This is a genomic window from Pseudoalteromonas sp. 1181_04 (genome assembly GCF_052850545.1).
Genome location: NZ_VXCS01000021.1, coordinates 17,899 through 31,111, shown reverse-complemented (window position 1 = coordinate 31,111; position 13,213 = coordinate 17,899). Strand labels below are relative to the sequence as shown.

The following is a 13,213-nucleotide window of genomic DNA, read 5'->3' as shown; positions in this document are numbered from 1 at the left end:
AATTATATTTTAAACTTGGTGGCAATTAAAAAGCCCGCATCCGTGCGGGCTTTCACATGAAGTTTTCACTTCAACTATTAACAGTATTAAAGATAGAACATAAAGACAAATTAGCCAAATACGTTTGCTAATATAGTAAATGCACCACAGCCAAGTCCGAGCAATATCAAATAACCTTCCTGTTCCTCTCTCCAAGCTGGAGTTCCCATATCAAAGCAAAGTAAACCGAGAACAACAACCGGACCACCAAGTAGCCAAGTAACATTACTTCCTAGTGCGCAACCAGATATGATCAGTGCCAACATTAATATGATGTGCATTTATAGTTTACCTTTCTTAACATTGCACAATTAAGCTATATTAGGTTGATCGTTAAGTCTACGTGAAATTTATCGCCATTTACTCTTGAATTGTTGTTCAAGCAGCACAATATTCTTACCCATGCTGGTTAAGCAAAATTTGATGTAAAATTCTATTGCGTACCAAAGTGTGTACCAAAAGATAAAAGGGTAAAACAATGACAGAACAAAATAACATTACAAAACATGAGTTTGGCTCTGATACGGGTCGCCTACTAAACTTAATGATTCACTCACTTTATTCTAATAAAGAAATTTTCTTACGTGAGCTTGTGTCAAATGCCTCAGACGCGGCTGATAAATTACGCTTTTTAGCACTTTCAAATGGTGAACTATACCAAGGTGACGCAGACTTACGTGTACGTATCAGTGCCGATAAAGAAAAAAATACTGTCACTATTTCAGATAACGGTATTGGTATGACCCGTGATGAAGTGATCAGCTCGTTAGGTACGATTGCTAAATCGGGCACCGCTGAGTTCTTCAAAAACTTAACTGGCGACCAAAGTAAAGATTCACAACTAATTGGTCAATTCGGTGTTGGTTTTTACTCTGCATTTATCGTTGCAGACTTAGTAACTGTTCGTACTCGCAAAGCTGGTGAAGAAAAAGGCGTTGAGTGGCAATCACAAGGTGAGGGCGAATACACCCTAGAAGAAATTGAAAAAGCAGGCCGTGGTACTGAAATTACTTTACATCTTCGTGAAGATGAAAAAGAGTTTGCTGATGAATGGCGCCTACGTAGTATTGTAACTAAGTACTCGGATCATATTTCAACACCAGTACAAATGTACAAAGCCGAAGTGCCTGAGTCAGAAGGTGAAGATGGCGAGAAAATTCCAGCCGTACCTGGTGAGTGGGAAAGTATTAACCGCGCCACAGCAATGTGGACGCGTGATAAATCAGAGCTATCTGATGAAGAATATAAAGAATTTTATAAGCATGTAAGCCATGATTGGGAAGATCCACTGAGCTGGGCTCACAACAAAGTTGAAGGTAAAACTGAATACACAAGCTTACTGTATATTCCTAAAAAAGCACCATTTGATTTATGGAATCGTGACCGTCAAAGTGGCTTAAAGCTGTATGTACAACGTGTATTTGTAATGGATGATGCTGAGCAATTTATGCCTAGCTACTTACGTTTTGTGAAAGGTTTACTTGATTCAAACGATTTACCACTAAACGTATCTCGTGAAATCTTACAAGATAACAAAGTTACGCAAGCAATCCGTAAGGGCTGTACGTCACGTACTTTAAAATTGCTTGAGCGTATGGCGAAAAATAAAGCCGACGATTACCAAGTATTTTGGAATGAATTTGGTCAAGTGATCAAAGAAGGTCCAGCAGAAGATACAGCGAATAAAGAAGCGATTGCTAAGTTACTGCGTTTCTCATCAACACATACTGATGAAGAAGCACAAAACGTTTCATTAGAGCAATACGTTGAGCGTATGAATGAAGGCCAAGACGCGATTTACTACGTTGTTGCGGATTCATTCACTGCGGCGAAAAGCTCTCCACACCTAGAGATCTTCCGTAAGAAAGGTATCGAAGTACTGTTGATGAGTGACCGTGTTGATGAGTGGATGATGAGCCACTTAACCGAGTTTGCTGAAAAACCATTTAAGTCAATTACCCGTGGTGACCTAGACTTAGGTAGCTTAGATGATGAAGAGACCAAAAAAGCGCAAGAAGAGTCTGAAAAAGAAGTTGCAGGCTTAGTTGAGCGCATCAAAACAGCACTTGGCGATAATGTTAAAGATGTACGCTTTACGCATCGTTTAACTGACTCACCAGCCTGTGTGGTCGCTGATGACAACGACATGAGCTCACAAATGCAAAAGCTAATGGAATCAGTAGGTCAAGCTGCTCCAGAAGCAAAACCAATTTTTGAGCTTAACCCTGAGCATCAACTTGTTAAGCATTTAAATGTTGAACAAGACGAAGACAAATTTGCACAGTGGTCACATGTACTGCTTGATCAAGCCTTGCTTGCAGAGCGCGGTACATTAAAAGATCCAGCAGGTTTTGTGACTCGCTTAAATAAATTAATGTTAGATTTGAGCAAGTAATTACTCAAAAACTAACATTTTAATAAAAAGGGAACTTCGGTTCCCTTTTTTTATGATCTCAACGTAGTCAATTGGTATAAGTTGCTTGAGTATCGGCGGCGCTTATGGAAGAATTCAGGCTTTATAATAAATCATACTGATATGCTTTTTGTAAGTTCAGTATCAAACGAGGACAATGATATGCGCATTATTCTTTTGGGCGCGCCGGGTGCAGGTAAAGGCACTCAAGCTCAGTTTTTGATGGATAAGTACGGTATTCCACAAATTTCTACTGGTGATATGTTACGTGCTGCAATTAAAGAAGGCACACCACTGGGTCTTGAAGCGAAAAAAGTAATGGATGCAGGTCAGTTAATTTCTGATGACATCATCATAGGTCTTGTTAAAGAGCGTATTACTAAAGATGATTGTGAAAAAGGTTTTTTACTAGACGGTTTCCCACGTACCATCCCACAAGCTGATGCAATGAAAGAAAATGGCGTAGTTGTTGATCACGTTATTGAGTTTGATGTGGCTGATGAAATTATTGTTGACCGCATGGGTGGACGTCGCGTTCATCCTGGTTCCGGCCGTGTTTATCACGTAGTTTACAATCCGCCAAAAGTGGAAGGTAAAGACGACGTAACAGGTGAAGATCTGATCATCCGTGCTGATGACACAGAAGAAACAGTACGTAAACGTTTAGGTATTTACCATGAGCAAACAATGCCATTGGTTGATTATTACCAAGCGGAAGCTAAAGGGGGCAATACGCAGTATCATCGTTTAGACGGTACCCAAGCTGTTGAAGCTGTTAATCAGCAACTTGCTGAATTATTGGGTTGATAATTCAATCAATAAAAAAACCGCCGATTGGCGGTTTTTTTATGACTGTTATTTGCAAGATTACAACGCAGTTAAAGCACTTATAACAGGGTCATATTTTGGTTCAGTTGATAAATCGGCTACCAACTGTTTATAAACAATTTTATGACTTGCATCTAATACGAACACAGCTCGGGTAAGCAGGCCCATATCTTTGATGATCAGACCATAGTTTTGACCAAAGTCACGCCATACTGAATCAGATAAGGCAGTAATTTTATCTATGTTCTCGGCTTTGCAAAAACGTTTTTGTGCAAACGGTAAATCAGCACTAATGGTGAGCATGGCTATATTTGGAAATTGCGATGCAACCTTTTCGTTAAAATGCTTGGTTTGAATGCTACAAACACCAGTATCAAGACTTGGAACAACGCTGATTAAAACGGCTTTACCTTGGTAATCGGCTAAAGTAATTGGCGTGAATGAGCCATCAACCACTTTAAAATCTGGTGCTTTATCGCCTAGTTTTACACCTTGTCCTAATAAAGTGATTGGCTTAGATTGTGCTGATACTTTTCCCGCATCAAGCGTATTTTCGGTCATATCGGCGGCAAAAGCCATTGAACAAAAGGCACTTAAAGCAAAAGTGAGTGAACGGAGCATAAGGTATTTCCTTTAGAGTTAACGCAATTAGGCTGAGTGTATTATAATCATTCATTGACACCAAGAGTTTAATGCAATTTAAAATTGTAATGCATGGTTACATTGATTAACATAAAGCAGTGGTAAATGTTTACATTTTTAATAATAAAAATAAAAGCAATCAGAGAGAGACTATGTCAACATCGGTACTAATTTGTGATGATTCTAAGCTTGCGCGCCGTCAGTTAGCTCGTTCGTTGCCCGATGATTGGGATATTAAAGTTGAGTTTGCTGAAGATGGCGTGCATTGTATTGAGCAAATTAAAGCGTTAAGCCCGGAAATCTTATTCCTCGATTTAAATATGCCGCAAATGGATGGCTACGAAGTACTGCAAGCAATTCAAGAGCAAAACTTGGATATACTAACCGTTGTTGTCTCTGGCGATATTCAGCCGAATGCGCATCAACGGGTGCTCGAACTTGGCGCGATAGACTTTATTCAAAAACCATGTGATGCCCAAAAGCTTGCCGACATTATCGAACACCATGGAATTAAAGATAAAGCAATGCGCGAGCGGCTCTCACACCGCTTAGGTGAGCAAGTTGACCCAGATGTTAGGGATATATACCAAGAGCTGACTAACGTGGCAATGGGTCAGGCTGGAGACTTATTAGCACGGCTATTAAATGTATTTGTTGAACTGCCTATTCCTAATGTCAATATTCTCGAAGTTAATGAACTTGATATGGCGCTGCGCTCAATTGATGCTAATGCAACAACCTCAGGCGTATGCCAAGGTTTTATTGGTGGTGGTGTATCCGGTGAGGCATTGTTGCTTCTAAATGATTCTAGCTTTAAAGAAATTGCGTCCTTGATGAACTATCAAGGGGAGCTCAATAAGAAAATTGAGCTGGAGTTATTAATGGATATTAGTAATATCCTGATAGGTGCAATCTTAACTGGATTATCTCGCCAATTAGACATGACCTTTAGCCAAGGACACCCAGTGGTGTTAGGGCAACATTGTGATGTGTCTGATTTAGTTAAAGCAAACAAATCACGCTGGCAACGTACTCTGGCAATAGAAATTAGCTATGGTATTGAGAACCACAATATTAACTGTGACTTGATGCTGTTATTTACCGAAGACTCACTAAAAACTTTGAAATACAAAGTTGCTTACCTATTAGAAGACTAACATTATGCCTGCTGCTGATTTTAATATGAATGAAATCCATTGGTTAATGGATATGTTTAATACCGTAGATGTTGGTTTAGTGGTATTAGATAGGGACTATAAAGTGTGTATTTGGAATGGTTTTATGGAAAACCATTCGGGTATGTTACCCAGCGCAGTAAAAGATAAAGATTTATTTGATTTATTTCCATCAATTGATGAAAAGTGGTTTCGCAGTAAATCAGAGTCTGTGTTTATTTTGAAAAATCGCTCATTTACTATTTGGGAACAGCAGCCATACATTTTCCGCTTTAAAAATTACCGTCCAATCACGGGTAAAGCAGACCATATGTTTCAAAACGCGACATTTATTCCTCTGTCAAATACGATGGGAGAAGTTGGCCATATTTGTATCATTCTTTATGATGTAACTGATATGGCGGTGAATAAAAAAGAGCTCGAAGAAGTAAATCGTAAACTTGAACAAATGAGTCAAACAGACGCACTAACAAAATTGACTAATCGAGGTCATTGGGAAGATACCCTACGCAAAGAATTTCTTAGGATCAAACGCAGTGGTGGCACAAGTACTTTATTGATGTTTGATATCGATCACTTTAAAAAAGTAAATGATGAACATGGCCATCGTTGTGGCGATGAAGCACTGCGTAACATTGCTGATTTACTGCGTAAAACATTGCGTGAAACAGACATTGCAGGTCGTTATGGCGGCGAAGAATTTGCGGTAACGCTGTTGGACACGGATCGCAAAGGTGCTGAGATATTTGCTGAGCGTTTGCGTAGTTTAATTGAAAATTCATCTTTTTACTTTGGCGAACAACAAATTAAAATGACGGTAAGTGTTGGTTTTGCCTGTTTTCAAGATGAATTTGAGCGCTATGAAAAATGGATTGAAGCGGCAGATAAAGCTCTTTACTTTTCAAAAGAAAATGGCAGAAACTGTATCACGGCGTATAAAGATTTGAGTTAATCTTGATGAGTATAAAAAGCCTTTAAGGCACAATAGTAAAAGGTTTAACTAGCCAAACTAGGTTGCTTTTAATAGGCATAAAAAATGACGCAAAATGCGTCATTTTTTATATTATCACTAGCAATTATCTAACATTCAGGAGGTAAAATAAGCAAGTCTGTTTTTAGTAACCGCATAACTTTTTCAGCGGTATTGCCAATTAACTTACCTTTTATACCTATGTTGCCTACTGAGCCCATGATCACAAGACCTGCATTAAGCTTAGCTGCAATACTTGGGATCACTTGCTCGGCTAAGCCCGCTTTTATGTGAAGGTTATTTTTAAGGTCGTGCTCAAGAATTAAATTACGTTGAATGACAGGTAGTTTCTCAAAAGCATTCAGTACTTGTTCGTCTGAAAATACAATGCCTAAGTCTCTTAAAATTGGGGAAACATGAACGGTATAACAAGTATAAAACTGACAGTCATAATGCTTGGAATAAGCTAAACCAGTTTCAATCATATCTTTGTTTAGTTTGTATTTAGTGGCTTTTTCGCTACCTAAATCAAGTGCAGCTAACACATTGGTGTTATTGCGCCAGGTATTATCCGCAGCTAAATAAAGTGGTAGTGGGGTAAAGCGGATCAACTGCCAGTCAAGTTCACTAAATTGACAATGTTCGTCAATATGGCGCGTTTTTATCACCATCTCATAGTTTTCAAAGTCACTCTCATTGGCTAACCATTGCTCGGGCGCTTCATGCCAAATAATATTTAATGAATAATCTGATTCTGACAATTCGCTTTCAAGTAGTGGTACTAATTCTTTTTTGAGAGTAGCCAACCTTGTTTCTTGAATTACTTGCAATTGTTCAGCTGGCGGCGAGAACAAAATATTACCAGCACTTTCATAGGCAAAGGCGACAATATCAATATGTTTTTGCTTACCAATTGCTTTGTGTTTCGCGTGCAAAATAGCAGTACGTGCAAATTCTACTGAATCAATTAGTACGAGAAGCTTTTTATCCATTCTATTCACTCTGTTGTATGGCGTGAATCATCTGATGGACATTGCCCGAGTATATTCAATTCGCCAGAGGTTGACTCTTGTTCCAGTTTTACCTTAAAGCCCCATAGTCTGTAAAGGTGTTTTAATACCTCATGGTGAGACTTTGCCAGTGGAATATCCTGATGTGGCACGTAGCGCAAGGTTAAAGAGCGATCACCTCTAATATCAACATCATAGATCTGAATATTGGGTTCGTGATTACTGAGGTTATATTGTGCTGAGAGCGCAGTCCGTACCGCGTGATAGCCGCTTTCATCGTGGATCGCACCAACTTGTAGATTCGGATCTTTTTCGTGATCGATAATAGTGAATAATTTAAAGTCACGGATAAGTTTGGGTGATAAAAATTGACTAATAAAACTTTCGTCTTTAAAGTTTTCCATTGCAAAGTGCAGCGTATCTAACCAGTTGCTCCCGGCATATTCTGGAAACCACTGTTTATCTTCTTCGGTAGGGTTTTCACAAATACGGCGGATATCCACCATCATATTAAAACCCAGCGCATAAGGGTTAATACCCGAATAATAATTACTATTGTAAGGGGGCTGATACACAACATTAGTATGACTTTGTAAAAACTCTAACATGAATGAGTCAGTGAGTTTCCCTTCATCATATAAGTGATTCAAAATAGTATAATGCCAAAACGTTGCCCAGCCTTCATTCATTACTTGGGTTTGCTTTTGAGGATAAAAATATTGTGAGATTTTACGCACAATACGAATTATTTCTCGTTGCCAAGATTCCAGTAATGGCGCGTTTTTTTCTATAAAATACAAAATATTTTCTTGTGGCTCTGAAGGAAAATGACGCTCGTGTTTTTTAGTTTCCTGTTGATGTGAAGGTATTGTGCGCCAAAGTTCGTTCACTTGTGATTGTAAGTAATCTTCGCGCTCTTGTTGGCGTTTTTGTTCTTCAAATAAAGATATTTGCTGTGGGCGTTTATAACGATCGACACCGTAATTCATAAGTGCATGGCATGAATCAAGTAGGTTTTCGACTTCATCAATGCCATGTTTTTCTTCGCAACGAGCAATATAATTTTTTGCAAATAATAGGTAGTCAATAATAGAGCTGGCATCAGTCCATGTTTTAAATAAATAATTACCTTTAAAAAACGAGTTGTGCCCGTAGCAAGCGTGCGCCATCACTAAAGCCTGCATTGGAAGGGTATTTTCTTCCATTAAATAAGCAATACAAGGATTCGAGTTTATGACAATTTCATAAGCCAATCCCATTTGTCCGCGTTTGTAATTTTGCTCAGTTTGAATAAATTTTTTACCATAAGACCAGTGACTATAGCCAATAGGCATACCAACACTGGAATAGGCATCCATCATTTGTTCTGCGGTGATCACTTCAATCTGATTAGGATAAGTATCGAGGCGATAATGTTCAGCAACCCGCGCTATTTCGTCTTGGTATTGTTGTAGTAATTCAAATGTCCAATCTGGCCCATCGCTCATTCGTTTATTGGTCATATAAATACCTCGCTGTACAGCCTAGGCTGCCCCTTGGTGTTGACGGCTCTTCTTGAATAACTCACGGAAAATAGGGTAAATATCTTCAACATTGCGTATATGTTGAATAGCAAAGTTATTATGAGTTTGACAAATATTTTGATACTCACGCCATAGGCTCTGATGGGCGCGGGTAGTGATCTCAATATAAGCGTAATAGCGAATGGTACTGAGCAACTTGTTGCGTAAGATCTCTGAGCATTGGGGAGAGTCATCAGCCCAATTGTCGCCATCTGAGGCTTGTGCTGCATACACATTCCACTCGCCAGCGTTATAACGCTCGGTAATTATCTCATTCATTAACTTCAGTGCGCTGGAGACAATTGTGCCGCCAGTTTCTTGGGAATAGAAAAACTCCTGTTCGTCGACCTCTTTGGCTTGGGTATGATGGCGAATATACACCACTTCAATGTCTTTATAACTGCGGGTCAAAAATTGATAAAGCAAAATATAAAAACGTTTTGCCATATCTTTGGTTGCTTGATCCATCGAGCCCGACACATCCATAATACAAAACATCACCGCTTTACTAGTTGGATGAGGCTGTTTTTCATAGTTACGAAAACGCAAATCGTAATTATCAATAAAGGGCACTGCACTGATGCGTTTTTGTAATGCGGCGATTTCTTGCTCCATTAATGCAATAGCAGCTATATCTGGTTCAGGCTCAGCCATTAATAGGCAAAGCTGTGCTTCAAGCTCTGCTAATTGACGCTTTTTACCCGCGCTCATCGCAACACGCCTTGCAAGTGAGCCCTGAAGTGAACGCACAATATCAATATTACTCGGCATACCATCACTACAAAAACCAGCACGATGAGTTTTCATTTGCACGAGTTTGTCTAACTGGTTTTGCTGTAAATTTGGCAGCTCTAAGTCTTCAAACAGTAAGTCTAGATACTCATCTTTAGAAATCGAGAAGACAAAGTCATCTTCGCCTTCACCAGAGTCACTCGCTTCACCTTCGCCGGCTCCACCACCTTGGCCACCTTGCGGGCGTTTAATTTTATCACCGGTTGAGAACTGATCGTTACCAGGATGAATTTGTTCTCTATCGCCCCCTTTACCTTGATGAAAAGTAGGTTCACCGATATCCCGTTGCGGGATTGAAATACTCTCACCGCTACTGGAATCAGTGACACTGCGTTTATTTATTGCATCTGACACCGCTTCTTTGATCTGTTTTTTATAGCGCCTGATAAAGCGTTGACGATTTAACGTGCTCTTATTCTTACCGTTCAGGCGACGGTCTATAAAATGCGCCATAAAGACCCCCTAAAAATACACAGCTGCGTGTTATTGCGATTTACGCACGCGTAAATACCACTCTGATAACAAACGAACTTGCTTTTGGGTATATCCTTTTTCCACCATACGATTGACAAAATCTTCATGTTTTTTCTGATCTTCTGCGGATGTTTTCGCATTGAAAGAAATAACGGGTAATAGTTCTTCAGTATTGGAGAACATTTTTTTCTCAATCACAGTGCGCAGTTTTTCATAGCTGGTCCACAATGGATTTTTACCGTTGTTGTGCGCCCGTGCACGCAATACAAAATTAACGATTTCGTTACGGAAATCTTTTGGATTTGAAATGCCGGCTGGTTTTTCAATTTTTTCAAGTTCGGCATTTAATGCTTCGCGGTTGAATAGCTGGCCGGTATCAGGGTCGCGATACTCTTGGTCTTGGATCCAAAAATCAGCATAAGTGACATAGCGGTCAAAAATGTTTTGCCCGTACTCAGAGTAGGACTCTAAATAAGCTGTTTGCAGTTCTTTACCAATAAACTCAACATACTGCGGGATTAAATAGCCTTTCAAGTGGCTTAAGTAGCGTTCTTCAACGTCGGCAGAGAATTGCTCTCGTTCAATTTGTTGCTCTAATACATAAAATAAATGCACTGGGTTTGCCGCTACCTCAAGTGTGTCAAAGTTAAACACGCGCGATAAAATTTTAAATGCAAACCGAGTTGATAGTCCGGTCATGCCTTCATCAACACCGGCATAATCTCGATACTCTTGATACGATTTAGCTTTAGGATCGGTGTCTTTCAAGCTTTCGCCGTCATATACCCGCATTTTTGAGTAGATACTAGAGTTTTCTGGATCTTTTAACCGTGATAGCGTGGTAAATTTTGCCAATGTTTCCAGTGTGCCTGGCGCGCAAGGAGCATTATATAATTCACTATGTTCCAATAGCTTGTCGTAGATTTTTACCTCTTCAGATGCACGTAAACAATACGGCACTTTGACGATGTAAACACGGTCTAAAAAGGCTTCATTGTTCTTGTTGTTTTTAAAGGTCTGCCATTCTGATTCGTTTGAATGAGCCAAAATCATGCCATTAAAGGGCAGTGCACTAATACCTTCGGTGCCATTATAATTTCCCTCTTGCGTGGCTGTTAAAAGCGGATGCAATACTTTGATTGGCGCTTTAAACATCTCAACAAATTCCATTAACCCTTGATTTGCAAGACATAATGAACCGGAATAAGCATAAGCATCAGCATCGTTTTGAGCAAAATGTTCTAGTTTGCGAATATCAACTTTACCGACTAAAGCGGAAATATCTTGGTTGTTTTCATCCCCAGGTTCAGTTTTTGCAATAGCAATTTGATTTAAAATAGAGGGGTAGCGTTTTACCACTTTAAACTGGCTAATATCACCATTAAATTCAGATAAGCGCTTAGTGGCCCAGGGTGACATAATGGTTTTTAAGTAACGGGGCTTTATTCCGTATTCTTTTGCCATCAGCTCAGCATCTTCATTAGGATCAAAAAGCGCCAACGGGTGGTCATTGACCGGTGAGCCTTTAATTGAGTAAATAGGCACTTGTTGCATTAAATATTTTAGCTTTTCGGCAATCGATGATTTACCACCGCCAACAGGTCCAAGTAGATAAAGCACTTGTTTACATTCTTCAAGGCCTTGCGCGGCATGTTTTAGGTAAGAAACGATTTGTTCAATCGCATCCTCCATACCGTAAAAATCATTAAAGGCAGGGTAACGTGCTACTACTCTGTTTGAAAATAATCGACTTAACCGTGCATCCTTTGAAGTATCGATCATTTTTGGCTCACCAATGGCCGCTAATAATCGCTCTGGTGCGCTGGCATAAGCCGATTTATCAGTTTTACAAATCTCTAAGAACTCAGCGATACTATACTCTTCTTCTTGTGCCGCTTCGTATCGTGCTTGGTAATGCTCAAAAATACTCATGGAAACCTCCGAAAAACCTGCTTAAACTAGGTGCTTACAAATTAAAAAAGAAGCAAAGGTTATTTAAAGCTTAGTCACGAATTTGATTTTTTGTGCAATAAAATTAAAAATTTATGTTAGAAAACAAAAAAGACGCCGGAGCGTCTTTTAAATTGGGCTTGCTCAGAACGAGCAATCAATTATGCGAAGTTAGCGTTCGCGAATTCCCAGTTAACAAGCGACCAGAATGCTTTTAAGTAGTCTGGACGAACGTTACGGAAATCAATGTAGTAAGCATGTTCCCACAGGTCCACAGTCAGGATCGGTGTTACACCGTCTTGAGTTAGTGGCGTTGCTGCGTTAGAAGTATTAACGATGTCTAAAGAACCATCAGCTAATTTAACTAACCATGTCCAGCTTGAACCAAAGTTGTTTACTGCTTTATCATCAAAAGCTGCTTGGAATGCTTCAAAAGAACCCCATTTAGCATTGATAGCATCTGCAACAGCGCCTGTTGCTTCGCCACCGCCATTTGGAGATAGGCTGTTCCAGTAAAAAGTATGGTTCCAGATCTGTGCTGCATTGTTAAATACGCCACCTTCAGAAGAACATACGATTTCTTCAAGTGATTTACCTTCAAATTCAGTACCTGGGATTAAACCGTTAAGTTTAGTCACATAAGTGTTGTGGTGCTTGCCGTGGTGAAACTCTAATGTTTCTTGTGAAATATGTGGCTCAAGTGCATTAATTGCATATGGTAGTGACGGTAGTTCAAATGCCATTTTTTATCTCCATCTTCTTTTGGTTGATAGTTCAAATAGTAATAGTTAATGCCTGTTCAAACAGGGTAGTTACCTATACCAAATGAGATTATAGTGTTACTATAATTGTTGAGTATTTTACTCAAGTTTTAGCAAACAGCAATGCCAAACAGCAGTGCAAATGCAAGACTATTTCGATTGCGGCTTTATTTGCCCACTTTAAGATACATATATGAGGCTTAATGAAAATTTTTCAAGCCTTAATATGTTCAGCTATCGTCACTTTTGAGGTTGTAGATGGAAACCATTGATAAAATTAAACAGCAGATTTCTGAAAATCCAATTATCCTTTATATGAAAGGATCGCCTAAATTACCAAATTGTGGTTTTTCTTCACAAGCATCTCAAGCATTAATGTCATGCGGTGAACCGTTTGCCTATGTTGATATTTTACTAAATCCTGATATCCGAGCTGAATTACCAGCATATGCCAATTGGCCAACATTTCCACAACTGTGGGTTGATGGCGAATTAATTGGTGGTTGTGACATTATCATTGAAATGTTTCAACGTGGTGAATTACAACCACTGATCACCGAAACAGCAGCTAAATATAAAGAAGCTGACGCTGAGTAA

General features: G+C 39.3%; 12 protein-coding genes. 5 read left to right on the top strand and 7 right to left on the bottom strand.

The annotated features are described in order from the left end of the window. Positions 1-110: 110 nt before the first annotated feature. Positions 111-320: a hypothetical protein gene (locus FW757_RS17060; RefSeq protein WP_446441460.1), complete on the bottom strand. Its 210-nt coding sequence runs from the start codon at positions 318-320 to the stop codon at positions 111-113. A 197-nt stretch (positions 321-517) separates the two neighbouring features. Between FW757_RS17060 and htpG the strand changes: the two genes are divergently transcribed. Then, positions 518-2,434 carry a molecular chaperone HtpG gene (htpG, locus tag FW757_RS17055; protein ID WP_446441459.1) on the top strand — a complete coding sequence of 639 codons (1,917 nt, stop codon included), beginning with the start codon at positions 518-520 and terminating at the stop codon, positions 2,432-2,434. Positions 2,435-2,614: 180 nt separating this feature from the next. Continuing rightward, complete coding sequence (gene adk / locus FW757_RS17050) at positions 2,615-3,259, top strand: adenylate kinase (RefSeq protein WP_446441458.1); 645 nt, start codon at positions 2,615-2,617, stop codon at positions 3,257-3,259. A gap of 60 nt (positions 3,260-3,319) precedes the next feature. On the opposite strand, the gene tpx is transcribed toward adk, so the two are convergent. After that, complete coding sequence (gene tpx / locus FW757_RS17045; protein WP_149982782.1) at positions 3,320-3,901, bottom strand: thiol peroxidase; 582 nt, start codon at positions 3,899-3,901, stop codon at positions 3,320-3,322. A gap of 173 nt (positions 3,902-4,074) precedes the next feature. Between tpx and FW757_RS17040 the strand changes: the two genes are divergently transcribed. Both FW757_RS17040 and FW757_RS17035 read left to right on the top strand, forming a co-directional pair. Beyond that, on the top strand, positions 4,075-5,079 hold the full coding sequence (locus tag FW757_RS17040) for a response regulator (protein WP_149982781.1): 1,005 nt from the start codon (positions 4,075-4,077) through the stop codon (positions 5,077-5,079). Between the two features lie 4 nt (positions 5,080-5,083). After that, positions 5,084-6,049, top strand: a complete 966-nt coding sequence (locus FW757_RS17035) for a sensor domain-containing diguanylate cyclase (protein ID WP_182719485.1) — start codon at positions 5,084-5,086, stop codon at positions 6,047-6,049. Positions 6,050-6,177: 128 nt separating this feature from the next. Here FW757_RS17035 and FW757_RS17030 read toward each other — a convergent pair whose 3' ends face one another. From FW757_RS17030 to FW757_RS17010, 5 genes are all read right to left on the bottom strand, one after another. Then, positions 6,178-7,059, bottom strand: coding sequence for a universal stress protein (locus FW757_RS17030; RefSeq protein WP_149982779.1), 882 nt, complete (start codon positions 7,057-7,059; stop codon positions 6,178-6,180). Positions 7,060-7,064: 5 nt separating this feature from the next. Then, a complete protein-coding gene (locus FW757_RS17025; protein ID WP_182719484.1) occupies positions 7,065-8,579 on the bottom strand; it encodes a SpoVR family protein in 1,515 nt (504 codons plus the stop codon). A 21-nt stretch (positions 8,580-8,600) separates the two neighbouring features. Next, positions 8,601-9,884 (bottom strand): YeaH/YhbH family protein, encoded by a 1,284-nt coding sequence (locus tag FW757_RS17020; RefSeq protein ID WP_182740610.1) that lies wholly within the window; start codon positions 9,882-9,884, stop codon positions 8,601-8,603. A gap of 30 nt (positions 9,885-9,914) precedes the next feature. Beyond that, positions 9,915-11,837, bottom strand: a complete 1,923-nt coding sequence (locus FW757_RS17015; protein ID WP_149982777.1) for a PrkA family serine protein kinase — start codon at positions 11,835-11,837, stop codon at positions 9,915-9,917. 179 nt (positions 11,838-12,016) lie between these two features. Beyond that, the gene (locus FW757_RS17010) at positions 12,017-12,598 is read right to left on the bottom strand and encodes a superoxide dismutase (protein ID WP_145242146.1); all 582 of its coding nucleotides are present in this window, start codon (positions 12,596-12,598) and stop codon (positions 12,017-12,019) included. A gap of 276 nt (positions 12,599-12,874) precedes the next feature. Here FW757_RS17010 and FW757_RS17005 point away from each other — a divergent pair, with 276 nt between their 5' ends. Then, positions 12,875-13,213 (top strand): Grx4 family monothiol glutaredoxin, encoded by a 339-nt coding sequence (locus tag FW757_RS17005; protein WP_064665960.1) that lies wholly within the window; start codon positions 12,875-12,877, stop codon positions 13,211-13,213.